The 14,780-nt window shown below is 60.4% G+C and carries 12 protein-coding genes and 1 pseudogene; 5 read left to right on the top strand and 8 right to left on the bottom strand.

Annotated elements, in window-relative coordinates; all coding sequences use genetic code 11:
- The first annotated feature begins 2 nt into the window (after positions 1 to 2).
- The 3 genes from E7T06_RS12040 to miaB all read left to right on the top strand — a co-directional run bounded on the left by E7T06_RS12040 (position 3) and on the right by miaB (position 3,133).
- On the top strand, positions 3 to 842 hold the full coding sequence (locus E7T06_RS12040) for a hypothetical protein (RefSeq protein ID WP_136366025.1): 840 nt from the start codon (positions 3 to 5) through the stop codon (positions 840 to 842).
- Positions 839 to 1,282 (top strand): hypothetical protein, encoded by a 444-nt coding sequence (locus E7T06_RS12035; RefSeq protein WP_136366024.1) that lies wholly within the window; start codon positions 839 to 841, stop codon positions 1,280 to 1,282. The genes E7T06_RS12040 and E7T06_RS12035 overlap by 4 nt, the downstream gene beginning before the upstream one ends.
- 471 nt (positions 1,283 to 1,753) lie before the next feature.
- Positions 1,754 to 3,133 (top strand): tRNA (N6-isopentenyl adenosine(37)-C2)-methylthiotransferase MiaB, encoded by a 1,380-nt coding sequence (gene miaB / locus E7T06_RS12030; protein WP_136366023.1) that lies wholly within the window; start codon positions 1,754 to 1,756, stop codon positions 3,131 to 3,133.
- 173 nt (positions 3,134 to 3,306) lie between these two features.
- Here miaB and E7T06_RS12025 read toward each other — a convergent pair whose 3' ends face one another.
- From E7T06_RS12025 to lysS, 5 genes are all read right to left on the bottom strand, one after another.
- On the bottom strand, positions 3,307 to 4,176 hold the full coding sequence (locus E7T06_RS12025; RefSeq protein ID WP_136366022.1) for a carbohydrate ABC transporter permease: 870 nt from the start codon (positions 4,174 to 4,176) through the stop codon (positions 3,307 to 3,309).
- The gene (locus E7T06_RS12020; RefSeq protein WP_136366021.1) at positions 4,176 to 5,297 is read right to left on the bottom strand and encodes a sugar ABC transporter permease; all 1,122 of its coding nucleotides are present in this window, start codon (positions 5,295 to 5,297) and stop codon (positions 4,176 to 4,178) included. Before E7T06_RS12020 ends, E7T06_RS12025 begins: the two co-directional genes overlap by 1 nt.
- 121 nt (positions 5,298 to 5,418) lie before the next feature.
- Positions 5,419 to 6,669 carry an ABC transporter substrate-binding protein gene (locus E7T06_RS12015; RefSeq protein ID WP_205750916.1) on the bottom strand — a complete coding sequence of 417 codons (1,251 nt, stop codon included), beginning with the start codon at positions 6,667 to 6,669 and terminating at the stop codon, positions 5,419 to 5,421.
- 56 nt (positions 6,670 to 6,725) lie between these two features.
- Positions 6,726 to 8,150 carry an ROK family transcriptional regulator gene (locus tag E7T06_RS12010; protein ID WP_240741027.1) on the bottom strand — a complete coding sequence of 475 codons (1,425 nt, stop codon included), beginning with the start codon at positions 8,148 to 8,150 and terminating at the stop codon, positions 6,726 to 6,728.
- Between the two features lie 590 nt (positions 8,151 to 8,740).
- Entirely contained in the window at positions 8,741 to 10,306 is a 1,566-nt protein-coding gene (gene lysS / locus E7T06_RS12005) for a lysine--tRNA ligase (RefSeq protein ID WP_136366020.1), read from the bottom strand.
- 277 nt (positions 10,307 to 10,583) lie between these two features.
- On the opposite strand from lysS, the pseudogene E7T06_RS12000 reads away from it, so the two are divergent.
- A pseudogene (locus E7T06_RS12000) lies at positions 10,584 to 11,539 on the top strand (IS630 family transposase).
- Between the two features lie 44 nt (positions 11,540 to 11,583).
- Here E7T06_RS12000 and E7T06_RS11995 read toward each other — a convergent pair.
- The gene (locus E7T06_RS11995; protein ID WP_136366019.1) at positions 11,584 to 12,075 is read right to left on the bottom strand and encodes a GreA/GreB family elongation factor; all 492 of its coding nucleotides are present in this window, start codon (positions 12,073 to 12,075) and stop codon (positions 11,584 to 11,586) included.
- 196 nt (positions 12,076 to 12,271) lie between these two features.
- Positions 12,272 to 13,423, bottom strand: coding sequence for an MFS transporter (locus tag E7T06_RS11990; protein WP_240741026.1), 1,152 nt, complete (start codon positions 13,421 to 13,423; stop codon positions 12,272 to 12,274).
- 85 nt (positions 13,424 to 13,508) lie between these two features.
- On the opposite strand from E7T06_RS11990, the gene E7T06_RS21245 reads away from it, so the two are divergent.
- The gene (locus E7T06_RS21245) at positions 13,509 to 13,676 is read left to right on the top strand and encodes a hypothetical protein (protein ID WP_168733507.1); all 168 of its coding nucleotides are present in this window, start codon (positions 13,509 to 13,511) and stop codon (positions 13,674 to 13,676) included.
- A 71-nt stretch (positions 13,677 to 13,747) separates the two neighbouring features.
- Here the strand turns inward: E7T06_RS21245 and E7T06_RS11985 are convergent, their stop codons facing one another.
- Positions 13,748 to 14,740 (bottom strand): hypothetical protein, encoded by a 993-nt coding sequence (locus tag E7T06_RS11985; protein ID WP_136366018.1) that lies wholly within the window; start codon positions 14,738 to 14,740, stop codon positions 13,748 to 13,750.
- Between the last annotated feature and the right edge of the window lie 40 nt (positions 14,741 to 14,780).

Here is a 14,780-nt window from a genome sequence, read left to right as displayed (position 1 = left end):
GCATGAATTTGCGCTCCGGCTGTCTCGCTCTTGCTTTGGCTTTGTCTCCGATCATGGCTCCCGCTTTGGCACAGGCCAAGACGCCTGTCACGCCTACCAAATGGGGCGGCCTGTCCATCCAACTGACCCGCGCAGCCATGACCGATGACAGCATGCCTGCCGCCCGCCTGACCCTCCGCAACGGCACCCGCACCATTTTTACGATCAGCGACTTTGCTGTAGAAGCCAAGCTGATCCCGCTGCGTCCCGGCGGAATGCCCGAATTGGTGGTCAGCACGTTTTCGGGTGGGGCACACTGCTGCAGCACGTCCTACATTTTTACGCAGGATACGGGCAGCGTGCAGAACATCGGCATCATCAATGAAAGCAATTACGGCTTCTCGCCTGTGGATTTGAATAAAGACGGCACCTTTGAACTGGTGTTCGTGCTGGATACGCTGGCCTACTTCGACTATTCGTATGCCGACAGCCCCGGCCTGAGCAGCGTGATCGGCTGGGACGGTATCCGGCTGGCAGACCGTACCCGCGCTTATGCCTATGTGCCCAGCCAAGAAGCTGCCCGCGAGCTAAAGGAACTGCGGAGCCGGATGATCGACTACCCTGATCTGGAAAGTCTGACGCCCCGTCTGAGCGGCTATTACGGCAACATGATTTTGGCTGGACGAGGCGCGGAAGCCGAAAAAGTGATCGCGGCCTTGCCCGGAGTCGCGCCCCTGAAAGCGTGGTTTGCCGCCAACCGCACGGGCCTGATCAGCGCCCTGTACGGCGAACCCGAACGCCGCGTGCAGGCCGTCAACAGCACCGTGTACCCCATACCAGTTCCAGAAGGCGAAGAATTTTGAAGCGCCTGCTGTTGCCCCTCCCGCTGATGCTGGCGGCCTGTGCGCCCGCTGCACAGCCACAATCTGCCCAGCCGCAAACCGTACATGTGTTTGAGGGACAGGCCACCGTGCTGCTGCGCCCGCAACAGTACCGCCTGACCCTCACGGTCAATCCGCTGACCTACGACGCAAAGGGCGTGATGGAAAACCGCAGCAGTGGAGACCGTTTTTCGGTGGCTGGCACGTTGCTGCCCACCCCAAACGGCAGCCAAGAACTGACCGTGAAGCTGGATGCCAACGCTGGCCCCAGCGCCCGCTTCAGCATTCTGGGCTTCGGGCTGGACGGCCTGAGCGCCAAATCGGACGCCTTCCTAAGTGGCACGATCAGGGGTGAGCTGCTGGCCGGACGCCTGCGGGTGAATGCACTGAGTTACCCGGTAACGCTGCGGCGCGTGCGGTGAACGGTCTAAGGTCTAGGGTCTAAGGAAGGGCAATCGCGGACGCTCACTTACCCCCTCTGCTTCGCAGCTCTGCGAGTCCCCCCAAGGGTGAGGGAGCAAAAACCCCGACACCGCCACCTCATAACGTCCCCGCCCCCATCCGTGTGAGGCCGTCGTGCGTGCAACGCGCGGGCCAATTCCAGTACCAGGACGACTGGCGATTCAGCTTCTAGAGAGGGGTTCCGCTAAGTCTGGATGCGACAAGATCAATCCTCCTCAGCGGAGCGTCGCTCCCCATGCCCCCTCTGGGGGTAGGGGGCTGGGGGGTGGGGAATTCCAACGTGGGCAAAAACCAGCCGCCTGACCTCCTGCTAACTCCAGCCAAAGCCCCCGCCGCAATCCCTCTTACGCTAAACTGCCCCTTCCTGCCCAGCAAAAGCGGGCAAGTTCCGGCCCCGGAATCCCCCCGGCCAGCCCCAAGGACGTGATGAAATGAAGGCCCACCTTATTACTTACGGCTGCCAGATGAACGAGTACGACACCCATCTGGTGCAGTCCCAACTGGTCAGCTTCGGCGCTCAGATCGTAGACAGTGTGGACGAGGCCGATTTCGTGCTGATCAATACCTGTGCGGTGCGCGGCAAGCCTGTAGACAAGGTTCGCAGCGTGCTGGGCACCCTCCGCAAATTGAAGGCGGAGCGCCCCCTGGTCATCGGCATGATGGGCTGCCTGGCCCAACTGGAAGAAGGACAGCAGATTGCCCGCAAATTTGAAGTGGATGTGCTGCTCGGCCCCGGCAGTCTGCTGGACATCGGCAAGGCGCTGGAGAGCAACGAACGCTTCTGGGGCCTGCAATTCAAGGATGAGCTGCACGACCATATTCCGCCGCCGCCCCAGGGCAAATTGCAGGCGCACCTGACCATCATGCGCGGCTGCGACCACCACTGCACCTACTGCATCGTGCCCACCACGCGCGGCCCGCAGGTCAGCCGCCATCCCGACCAGATTTTGCGTGAGCTGGACATGCAACTCGCCGCAGGCGTGCAGGAAGTGACCCTGCTGGGCCAGAACGTGAACGCCTACGGGGTAGACGGCGGCGCAAAACTGGCCGGATTTCCCAGCTTTGCCAACCTGCTGAGGATGGTGGGACAGAGCGGCATCCGGCGCATCAAATTTACGACCAGCCACCCCATGAACTTTACGGAAGACGTAGCCGCCGCGATGGCCGAAACGCCCGCCGTGTGCGAGTTCGTGCATCTGCCGGTACAAAGTGGCAGCAACCGCGTGCTTCGGCGCATGGCCCGCGAGTACACCCGCGAGGAGTATTTGCACCACATCGCCAATATTCGCAAGCACATTCCGAACGCGGTCTTGGCCACCGACATCATCGTGGGTTTTCCCGGCGAAACCGAAGCCGATTTTGAAGAAACGCTGAGCTTGTACGACGAAGTGGGCTACGACAGCGCCTATATGTTCGCGTATTCGGCCCGGCCCGGCACGCCGAGCTACAAGCACTTTGAAGACCTGCCGCGTGAGGTGAAGGTGGAGCGCCTGACCCGCCTGATCGCCAAGCAAAAAGACTGGAGCGCCTGCAAAAACGCCGCCCACGTGGGCAGTATTCAGGAAGTCCTGCTGCGCGGCGACGCCTTCAGCGAGGGCTTTCTGGAAGGCCATACGCGCGGCAACCACCCGACAGTTGTTCCTAAAGTGCTGGGAATTACGGGCGCGGGCGTTCATAGGGTGCGAATCAATCAGGCCACCCCGCACATGATGTACGGCAACCTAATTGACGCCAACGGAGAAAACCTGCCCGAAGTGCCGCGCTTTGCCCCGGAAGCGGCGGCGCTGGTCAGTCCGTTGCAGATGGCGTAAATAGGGTTGTGGAGCGTGGGATATGGGCAAGAGATCTGAGGGTCAAAGGAAAGATTGACAGCTCGGCCCAAAGCCAGTGACCCTCACTCAACGCAACCCATACTTCCAACAATCAAGAAGGCCAGAGCGCATGCTAACGCTCTGGCCTTCTTCATTTCAGAATCTACAAAACTCTAGCCCTTCACACTTCCGGCCAGCAGACCGCGCACGAAGTAGCGGCCCAGCAGGATGTAGACCAGCAGCGTAGGCAGCGCGGCCAGAATTGCGCCTGCCATAGGCAGATTCCACGACACCGCCTGCCCGCCCGACAACTGGGACAAGGCGTAGGTGACGGGTTGGGCGTCGGTGTTGGTGAGCGTGGCGGCAAACAGGAATTCGTTCCAGACTTGCGTGAATTCCCAGATGATGACCACCACGAAACCCGGAATGCTGATCGGGAAGATGACGCGGCGGTAGATTTGCCAGAAGCCCGCGCCGTCGATGGTGGCGGCTTCGACGAGAGCGTCGGGCACATCGGCGTAGAAGTTGCGGAAAATCAGGGTGGTGATGGGCAGGCCGTACACGACGTGCGCCAAAATCAGGCCCCAAATCGTGCCGTACAGCCCCAACGCCTTGATGAACTGGAACAGCGGAATCAGCACGGCCTGATACGGAATGAACATACCGAACAGCATCAGGGCGAAGACGGTATTCGCGCCCTTAAATTTCCATTTGGCGAGGGCGTACCCGTTGAGGCTGCCCATCATGGCGGCCAGCAGGGTGGCAACGACGGCCAAGAACAGGCTGTTGCCAAGGTTGCCGCCGATTTTGGCCCACGCCTCGGAGAAGCTGGCCCAGTTGAGGGCGGCGGGCCAGCGCCAAGTGGTCGCCAAATTAATCGCGTCGGGCGACTTGAGTGCGGTGGCGAACAGCAGATAAATGGGCAACAGGAAAAACAGCGCGGCGACGATGAGAACGATGTACAGGCCGGGCCGCCCGATGCTTTTGCGGGGCGCAGTGGCAGGCGGTTTGGCGGTGGCCGCCGTAGGAATGCTGGTGGTCATCAGTGACTTTCCTCGGTGCGGAACTGGGACGACAGGTACGGCACGATAATAAAGGCCACCAAGATCAGCAAAATGGTGCCGATGGCCGCGCCCAGCGCAAACTGGTTTTGGCGGAAGCTGGTCAGGTACATGTTCAGCGCCGGAACGCTGGCAAAGGTGTTGTCGGGGCCAGCCATCGCGTACACCAGATCAAAAATCTTGAGGCTGATGTGGCCCAGAATAATCATGGCACTCAGGGTGATGGGGGACAGCAAGGGGAACACGACGCGGCGGTACATGTCGATTTCGTTTGCGCCGTCCACGCGGGCCGCCTCGCGCAGTTCTTCTGGAATGCCGCGCAATCCGGCCAGATACAGCGCCATCGTGTAGCCGCTCATTTGCCACACCGCCGCAATGATAATGCCGATCAGCGCAAGGTTGAAGCCGTGGAGTTCGGGCGCGGGCAGCATCTTGAGGTTAGGGGCGATGAAGATGGCCCACAGCAGCAGCACGGCGGCGCTGGCCCCGGCCACGATGGTACGGGTGCGTTGGCCGCTGGCAAAAGCGCGGTAGGCAAGCACACCCATCACGATGGCGACGACGACTGCCGTGATGATCGGAAGCAGATTCCAATCGAATTTCCAGATGGAATCGGTGCTGCTGAGCCAGCCGAAGGTGCTGGCCGGTGCGCCCACCGCCGTTGGGAACTGATTCACGCCGCCCTGAGGTTGCAGCATCCAGCGCCAAATGGTGCCCGTGACGATAAAGCTGAGACTCATGGGGAAGAGGAAAATGGTGCGCCACAGCGCCTCACCCTTGGGATTGCGGTCAAGCGCGAGGGCCAACCCTAAGCCGAGGCCCAAGCAACCCAAAATAAAAAACACGGTGAAGAAGATGGTGCTGACCATCTCTTGCCGGAAGCGGCCTTGCAGGAATCCGGTAAAGAGTTCCTGATAGTTGGCGAATCCTACCCACTTGATGATGGGATTGAGCGCGAGCGCCTGCGCGGGGTCGTTGCCCCAGTCGGTGAAGCTGACGTACACGGTGCGGGCAATAAAGCCGTAAACGAAAATACCCAGCAGCAGCAAACTGGGGGTCAGGACGGCAATGGCCCAGAGGCGGTCTTTGGTCAGGCCTTTCAAAATGTGGCCTCCTTGGGGACGTGGAGCTTTGAACGTGGGAAACAGAGAAAACGAAAAAGTGGGGGGAGAGAGCGAACCGTGAACACCACGATCCACGCTCCACCCCCCACGTTCAGGGTTCTTACTTGCTGAATCCGGCCTTCACGGCCAACTGCTGGGCGGCGGCGGCGGCTCCGGCGCTGTTCTTGGTGGCGGCGAACTGGTCGATGATGGCTCCGAAGGCGCTGGTGAAGCTTTCGGGTGCGACGGCTCCGTGAACCATGCTGCCCACGATCTTGCTGTTCTTCCAGTCGGTGGCGGCGCTCTTGGAGTAGGTGTTGTACTTGCTCAGGTCGCTGTCGATTCGGGCGGCGATGCTGCCTTTCAGGGGGTTGAAGGCGTCTTGTCCGGCCTTGCTGCCCAGCACTTTCAGCCAGTTGGTGGCTTCGGCGCGGTTCTTGGCACCCTTAGGAAGGCCAAAGGAATCGGCCAGCATCACGAACACCTTGCTGGTGCCGGGAGAAGTGGCCCAGCCGAAGCCCGTACCGGGGGCCAGTTTCTTGGTGGTGGTGAAGTATCCGGCGGCCCAGTCACCCATGATGTTGAAAGCGCTCGTGCCGTCTACGATGCGGTCACTGGCCTGCTGCCAGCTCAGGCCGCTGGCGTCTTTGTTGGCGCAGTCCATGACTTTGCCGTAGGTAGTGAAGGCTCCGACCACGCGGGGATCGGTGAACTTGATCTTGCCGCTGAACAGGTCTTGCCAACCTTGAGCGCCCAGCGTGCCGATCATGACGCTTTCCCAGAGGTGCTGCTGAGTCCAGTTTTCGCCCATGACCAGCGGCGCGGCCACGCCCTTACGCTTCAGCGTGGCGCAGGTCGTGATGAATTCGGGCCAAGTCTTGGGCACCGTGACACCCCACTGCTTCAGTTTGGCGGGGTTGTACCACATCACGTTGCTGCGGTGAACGTTGACAGGTACGCTCCAGATTCCGCCTTTGCTGGAAATCAGGGCCGTCAGGTCTTTGGGGAACGCCTTGTCCCAGCCCTCGGACTTGAACAGAGCGCTCAGGTCTTCCATGCGGTTGGCGACCACCCAGGTGCCGATCAGTTCTTGTCCGGCGTGGGCTTGAAAAGAATCGGGGGGCGTGCCGCCCAGCATGCGGGTCTTCAGCACGGCTTTGGCGTTGGTGCCTGCGCCGCCCGACACGGTGGCGTTGTCTACGGCCACGGCGGGGTACTTCTGCTTGTACAGCTTCACGAGGGCTTCGAGGGCGGGGCCTTCATCGCCCGACCACCACGAAAAGATTTCCAGTTTGCCCGCAGCAGCGGCGGAGGTGGTGACGGCGAGGGCGGCGGCAACGAGCAGGGCTTTCTTGAACTGAACTTTACTCATGTAGATTCCTCCAGAAGGAACAGAAGTGGCGGAGTAGAGCGGACGGTTTGGACAGGTCAAAGTTGACCGGGTGGAGCGCGGGACACGGGATGGGCGTCTGCACGAACCTCTGGGGGAGCGCGGCTCGCGGCAGTGGCGACGGACAATGGAGAACTGGGGTCTGGCACATTCGGGGCCGGATGCGCGGCAGTGTGAGCCGCATGTTGGGCCGCAGCACGAGCTGTACTCTGAGCCAACGTATAAGCGGAGATTGCGTAAAGGTGGCGCAATCCCTGCGGCGTAAACAGGTGATCGAGCAGCATCGCTCCGGCCCCCAGCACGCCCGCCTCACTGCCCAGCGTGCTGAGTTCTATGCGGGTGCGCTCGGCATTGATCCGCATAGTACGGCTCAGGGCGCTGCGCTGCACGGCATTCAGAAACACTTCTCCGGCCTGAGACAAGCGCCCACCGATCACCACCGCTTCGGGGTTGAAGAGGTTGAGCGCCGTACTGACGGCCACGCCCAGATGATGCCCGCAGTCCTCCCAGACAGCGCGGGCCAACGGATCGGTGTTGGCGTGGGCCAACAGGTCGGACAGCGTGGCAGGATCGGGCAAGGTGGTGGGCGTTCCCTCAGCCCGCAAACTGGCGGCCAAAGCCACTACGACTTGTGCGGCAGCGTAGCTCTCTAGGTCGCCGCGACTCTCCGGGTGATGGGGTTGTTTGCGGTTGTGCGGTTCCTGCTCATTGATACTGATGTGCCCAATTTCGCCCGCGCCGCCCCGCACCCCCCGGTGCAAGCGCCCGCCCAGCAGCACGCCTGCACCAATGCCAGTCGCCACCTTTACGTAAATCAGGTCGACGGCTCCCCGGTGCGCCCCAAAGCGGGCTTCGGCCAACGCACCCAAGTTGGCGTCGTTATCGACTTGCACGCCTACGCCCAACGTTCCTTCCAATCTGGCCCGCACGTTTTCGCCGTCCCAGCCGTGCATATTGGGGGGCTGCACCATCTGGCCGGTACTTTGGTCTACCGGGCCAGGCACGCCTACACCCGCCAGAGCCACAGCAGCGCGGGTAATTCCGGCGTCTCCCATTACGGCGGCGCTGAGACTTGCCAGCAGCGCACAGGTAGCGGCGGGGCCACTCTGAATATCGTGCGGCACATGCCGGGTCGCCAACGTGCGGCAGCGCAAATCCAGCAAATCGACGCGGGCGTGGCTTTTGCCGAGGTCAACGGCCAGCAGGTAGGCGGCGCGGTCATTCAGGGCCAGCAAGGTTGCCCGCCGCCCCGCCGTGCCCGACCCGCGTGTGCCCACTTCCTGCACCAACCCCACCGCCATCAGTTCGCTGACCATAGAGCTGATCGCGCTACGCGACAGGCCCAGTTCACGCGCAATGTCTACCCGCGCCCGCTCGCCCTGCCACAGCAATCCCAGCAGCAGCAACGTGTGCTGTGCGCGGATAGCCGCAAGATCAAGGGTGGCGTGAACAGGGTCAGACATTCAAAAACTCCGTTTGAATCACAGGAGAAGGAAACGCGCAGCCGCAGCAGGCGTCAGGAAAAGCGGGGTGAGGCTCAGCTTCGGCAGCAGAGGAAGGGCAGCGGGTTTCCTGCAAAGCGCAGGAGTGGATGAATCTGGAATGAAGCTATCTTGCATCTTCAATATTTGGTTTGTCAAATGAACGAATTAATTAAACCGGTTACAGCCGCAGTTTACCCCTACTACGTAAGAAACTTAACAATATTGACGCCTTCATGAAGTGGAACAGGTTTCCAGATAACAAAAATGACCGGGTATTCAATTCCGGTCAAATTTTGTTAGATGCCAATTGAGAGCATCACAATTTGGTGTTTCAATTTAAGTAGAGCGGCTGGGAAAAGATGTAGATTCCGAGAGATAGAGCCGTAAGTTGTGGGGTTCAGATTAGGATGGAATTAGACGGACTCCGCACAAACAATGGTTCGGACAGTTTTTACCGAAGAACATTATGGCAGCGAGAAACGTCGCCTAGGACGCCTTACCCGTTCCCCCCTCCCAACCAAAACTTGTCCGAACCCGTAGTAGACGTGAGCTGGATACTGTAAAACCCTCTATTCCTCGGTCTGCTCTGCCTGTACCGCCCCGCCCGGAGCTTCTGGCCGCAGCAACGGGAATAGCAACACGTCGCGGATAGAGTCGCGGTCTGTGAGCAGCATGGTCAGGCGGTCTATGCCCATGCCCATGCCCGCAGTGGGCGGCATCCCGTATTCCAGCGCCAGCAAGAAATCCTCGTCCTGCTCGTGGGCCTCGTCGTCGCCAGCGTCGCGGCGGGCGGTCTGGGCTTCAAAGCGGGCGCGTTGGTCGAGGGCGTCGTTCAGTTCCGAGTAAATGGGGGCCAACTCGAATCCGGCCACGTACAAGTCGGCGCGTTCTGCGAGGCCGGGGCGCTCGCGGTGGGCCTTGACGAGTGGGCTGATGACCAGCGGCATATTGGTCAGGAACGTGGGGTTGATCAAGTCCGGTTCGACGTACTCGCCGCCCAATTTGTCCAGCAACTTATAATCAGGCACTTTCCGGAACTCCGGGTGCTTGGCATCGCTCCACTCACGTAATTTGACCAAATCCAGCGGATCGAAGTCTAGGTGTGCTGCTTCGGTGAGGGCTGTCACAAAATCTAGGCGCTTAAAAGGCAGGCTGAAATCGACGGTTTTGCCCTGATATTCGATGACAGGCGTGCCGCGAAGCTCCATGACTAGGCCGTGCAACATGGTTTCCACCAATTTCATCATGTCTTCGTAGTCGCCGTAAGCAAAGTAGGCTTCCAACATCGTAAATTCAGGGTTATGGGTGCGGTCTATGCCCTCGTTGCGGTAGTTGCGCCCAATCTCATACACGCGCTCGAAACCGCCCACCAACAGGCGCTTGAGATACAACTCTAGACTGATCCGCATGGAGAACTCGTGACCGAGCGCGTTGTGGAAGGTTTTAAACGGCTTAGCTTCCGTCCCGCCCGCCACCACTTGCAGCGTCGGCCCTTCTACTTCCATAAAGTTCTGATCGTCTAGGAAGTGCCGAATAGCCCGCACGATGCGCGAGCGGGTGCGGTACACTTCGCGGCTTTCCGGATTGATCATGAGGTCGACGTAACGGCGGCGGGCACGTAGTTCTTCGTCTTGCAGACCGTAGAACTTGCTGGGCAACGGGTGCAGGCTCTTCACCAACGGTTGCCACGCCTGTGCGTCCAGCGTCACTTGCCCAGTTTTGGTCACGAACGGAAAGCCGCGCACGCCGATGATGTCGCCCAAATCAATCTTTTTGGTGGCTGCAAACTCTTCGGTGGTCTTCTTGCCAAAGTAGACTTGCAAGGTGCCGCTTTCATCCTGCACGTCGGCAAAAGCCGCGCCGCCCATGTGCCTAAACTGCATCACGCGGCCCGCCAAACTGTAGGTTTCATCTTCCCACTTCTCGCTCACCTCGCCCGATGGGTGCGCCTTCAACACATCGGCGGCGTGGTGCGTTTGCGCGTAGCTGTAAGGAAACGCCTCAAAACCGGCTTCGCGCAGGGCGTCTAGGTTGTTCAGGCGGCTGATGGTCTGCTCGTGCAGGCCGCTGGGCCGCGCGGGGTTTGACTGCACAGCCTCAGGCTGAGTGGGTTTAGGGTTGGGCAATTCTGACATAACCGTGAGTATAAGGCGGGGCCGCAAGAGGCAGGCCGGAAGAGCACAAGCCAGAGGCTTGAGCTTGGGCGCTCTCCTCTGGCCTGAAAACGAAGTGGGTTTGGGTTGGGGGGGTTTGCTTTGGGTAGGCACGGTTTCCCGGTGGCCCCTCTCCCGCTGTTTCACAGCGCCCTCTCTCCTGCGTAGCTCTGCGAGTCCCACAAGAGGCGAGGGAAAAGCTTGGCACAGGGGTTTTAAGCAGTTCTTAGACCCTTAGAGCATTTGTCATAATAAGGCCATGAAGGTTGTCGGAAGTCGAGGGTATGCGCTAGAGCTCCGCGAACGCATTGTGCAGGCCGTCACGGGTGGACAGTCAGTGACGGCAACGGCGCAGCAATTCAGCGTTCATCCCACCACTGTGCAACGCTATCTCACGCTGGCGCACGATGGCCGCCTGGGTCAGGTTCGTACACCATCCGGACGTCCACGCCGCGTGACCAGCACACACGAAGTCCAGCTGCTGCGTCAACTCGGCGACCACGCCGACGCCACCTTGGTCGAGCATGCCCGCATGCTCGAAGAGGCCACTGGCCTGAAGATCAGCTTTAAGACCGCCGACCGCGTCTTTGCGCGGCACGGCATCACGCATAAAAAAAACGGTGGTCGCCAGTGAACGTGTTCAGGAACTGCGTACGCAGTTCCTGAACGACCTTGCGCCACATCTGCGACATCCCGAGCGTCTGGTGTTCTTGGATGAAAGTGGATTTCACACGGCCATGACCAGGGGCTATGCCCGCGCGCCAAGTGATCAGCGTGCCACCTTGCATCATCCCCAGAAATCATGGAAAGAATTACACCTTGATCTGTTCGGTGACGCTGGCGGGGCCGGTGGCCCCGCTGATCATGGACGGCGCTGTCAACGGCGTGAACTTTGAATGGTATGTGCGTGAATTGCTGTGTTCGACGCTGGTGCCAGGCCAGGTGGTGATCTTGGACAATCTCTCGTCACATCATCGGGCGTCCATCCGGACGCTCATCGAAGGCTGCGGCTGCACCTTGCTGTATCTGCCCCCTTATAGCCCAGATTTCAACCCCATTGAACAGCTGTTCTCCAAGGTCAAAGCCAGAGTGCGCCGAGGGGCATGGCGAGTCGTGGATGAGCTGATCCCAGCAATTTTTCAGGCCCTTGAAGCCGTGACACCGACCAACATTCGCGGCTGGTTCAAGCATGCTCAGCCCTCAGTCTTATTATGACAAATGCTCTAGACGCCCCTACCTCCGTCCCACACCCCAAAACTTCAATAGTCGATAGCCTTCACCTTGTACTTCATCTGCTTGCCGTTGTCCAGATTCACCACAAAGGCGTCACCTTTTTTGCGACCCATCAGTTCCTTGCCCACCGGGCTGTCTTCGCTGATGCGGGGCAGGCTTCCGCCCAAGACGGCGGCTTCGGGGGCGCTGACCACTTGCACGCGCATTTCTTTTTTGGTGGCGTCGATGACCAGCGTCACCAGTGCGCCGAGTTCCACGCGGCCTTCATTTTCATGCTCTGCAATGATGGTGGCGCGGCCCAGCGTGTCCTCAAGTTCGTCTATTCGCGCTTCGATGTTCATCTTTTCGCGCTTGGCGTCTTCTAGGCCGGTGTCTTCGTTGTCGGCGCTGGTTTCCATCTGCTCTTGCAAGATTCGCGTGGCTTCTGCAAGGCGGTTTTGCTCCTGCAACAGAGTCTTCTGAAGGCGTTCGAAGCCTTCGGGGGTCAGTCTGATTTGCTTGGTTGCCTGTGACGTCACTCTTGCCTCCGGTTGCGCCGTGCTGCTTTCGTTGCTGTGGCATACGCTACTGCGGGAAAGAATCACGGCAAGAATGGATGTGGGATGAACCTGCCCCAGTACGGGGACTGACAGATTGACTGGGATTCCGGGCGCATTCTGTCATATACGCGGGGTTCAGGCAAAGGTGGGGGGTCAGGAACCCAATTGTGCCGCCTTATACAGCCGCAGGCCGCAGCCGGGTCAGGCGGGCGGTGGCGGCCACCAGCACCACCAAGACCACGCCCAACACCGCCAACGCCGCAGGCACAGCCGCCGGGCCACTGCGCGAATACAGCACGCCCAACAAAATCGGCATCAGGATTCCGCCCGCCGAACCGGCCACCAACAGGAACGGGATCAGGCGGGCAGGCAGGGTGCGGGTCATCCACGCGAGGGTGGTACCGAAGATGGGGCCGAGCGCGAGGCCCGCCAGTAGATATGAAGCCGGAGCCAGTGCAGGCCGAGTGGCCGCCACCGCGCACAGGGTCACGAAGACGGCGCTGCCCAGCACCAGCCGGGGCGGAGACACCCGCGCTCCTACCGCGCCCGTAATGATGCGCCCCAGCGTCAGGCCCGCCCAGAATCCGCTGAGAATAAACGCCGAACCCGCCAGACCGATGCCGTCCAGATGCCGCGCCAGCCAAGCACCGAACCCGGCCTCTAGACCCACGTAGGCCGCGATCAGGAAGGCGAACAGCCCCAACTGCACACCGGGCCGGGCCGCCGCCGTCTGTGCCGGGGCAGGCTGCATGGCGGGAATGCCCCACAGCCGCACCAGCCCCAATGTCAGCGCCGAGAGGCCAGCCACCACCAAAAATGGCAGGGCCAAGCTGCGTGGAGCCAAGCCCGCCACCACCAACGGCGCGGCGATGCTGCCCAACCCGAACACGGCATTGACCAGATTCACGGCGCGGGTACCCACGCTGGCGTAGGCGGCGTTTAGAGAAGCGCTGACGGTGCCGAGGCCGAGGCCCCCCACCAACGCCCCGGCAAGGGCCAAACTCCACAGCGGCGCAAAGCCTACCAAACCTACCCCTGCGGCCAGAATCAGGAGGCCTGCCACTACCACGCGGCGCAGGCTAAAGCGGGTCAGGGCCACACCGGTCAGCGGTGGTGCGAGGGCCGAACCCAAAAAATGCACGCTGGCAATCCAGCCCACTGCCGCCGTATCTACCCCGAAGCGGGCCTGAAAAAACGAAAAAGCCGGGCCGTACATGGCCTGAATGATGCCCAGCGTAAAGAACGCCGCCGCACCTGCACCCAGCAAAGGCAGCGAGAGGCGCACCGGACTGGAGGTTTTGGACAGAGCAGATTCAGGCACACTCACGGCTGGGAAGCCTACCACGCGGCCCTCCGGGCAGGATGAAGGAAAGGCTGCATGCACGGCCCCCGCTTCTCCCCTACTCTGCCGTATGACTCAGGAACCCACAGACCGCCAACACCGCCAAGACGACGAGCAGGCCCAGCACCATCCCGAAGGCAACGTGTTGCAATCTACCGACATGCCCAAACAGGGCGTCTTCGTGGACAACGGCGAACCCAGCACGCAACCGCCGGAAGCTGAAGCCGAGCAGGAATGATGTGAAAGCCCACACAGCAGAACTGGCGGGCTTTTGTACTCGGAAAGGTGTGGCCTACGAAAGAACTGGCTCTATTTGCCCATAACGACGATTGCGTACAGCATTTGGCTGGCGCTGCCGTCTTTGGCTGGCCCCCACTGGTAGCCGATGCTGGGGCCGATCAGGAACGGCAAGGCCTTGATGTTCAGCAAAACGTCGTTGCGGAGGTAGGTGTAGTCGCTCGTCCAGTTGCGGCTCCCGCGCACCCGAACCGCACCGATACCGAATTCGGGCGTACCCGGAATGCGGTAGGTGATGGTGGCGTTGGACTCCTCGTAACGGGCAAGATTGAAGCTGGGCAACGCCACTTCACCGCCTGCAAAGCGTTCCAGATGCGACAGGTTCAAGGTCACGCCTGCGCCGGGCCGGTATTCCAGCGACGGCGAGATGTCGACGCTCCACTGCGCTTTGTCGTTGAGGGGAAAGGTGTACAGGCGGGCGGTGCTGTCTAAGCGCCAGTTGAATTGTTGGCCGATAGGCTCGCCGTACCCGCCGTTGACCTGAGAAAAGGTGTACGGGGCGAACAGCTTGTTTTCTGCGCTGATTCCGACAGTATTCAGGATCCGAATCCGGTCTTGCCAGAGTGTAGAAGCGTAACCGACGTTGAAACGGGCTATGTAGGGATCGCCCTGATAGCCCTGAATTGACGCCCCGTACTGAATTCCCTTGAATGGATCGTGCGTGACTTCCACTTTGGCGACTCCCGCCGGAGCATCGCCGTTGTTCACGATTCCGGCCAATAGCGTGGTGTCCTTGATGCGCGTGCTGATGTTGTATTCCCAGTACTTGTTGTGCTTGACCAACACCACGCGCAAGTCCTGCAAGGTCGGCAAAGGAAAGGCACGGACGCCAAAAGCGTTGACTTTGGTCACTTCGCCGCCAAAGTCCACCACCCCTTCAGTTCCGCCCAAGCGCCCCAAGTACCCGGCGGGAAACTGAAAGCGGAAAGGTTCGGGGGCAGTGGATTGGGCCTGCCCTGCGGTAGCAGTTGCCAAAGCGAGGGCGACAAAGCCTGTTTTTAACATGAGGTTCTTGCTCAGAGAGGAGAAAAAAGTGGGCACCCTG

It is taken from the genome of Deinococcus sp. Arct2-2 (genome assembly GCF_004801315.1).
In the GTDB taxonomy this organism is placed as follows: domain Bacteria; phylum Deinococcota; class Deinococci; order Deinococcales; family Deinococcaceae; genus Deinococcus.
This window is presented reverse-complemented; position numbering and strand designations above follow the sequence as displayed.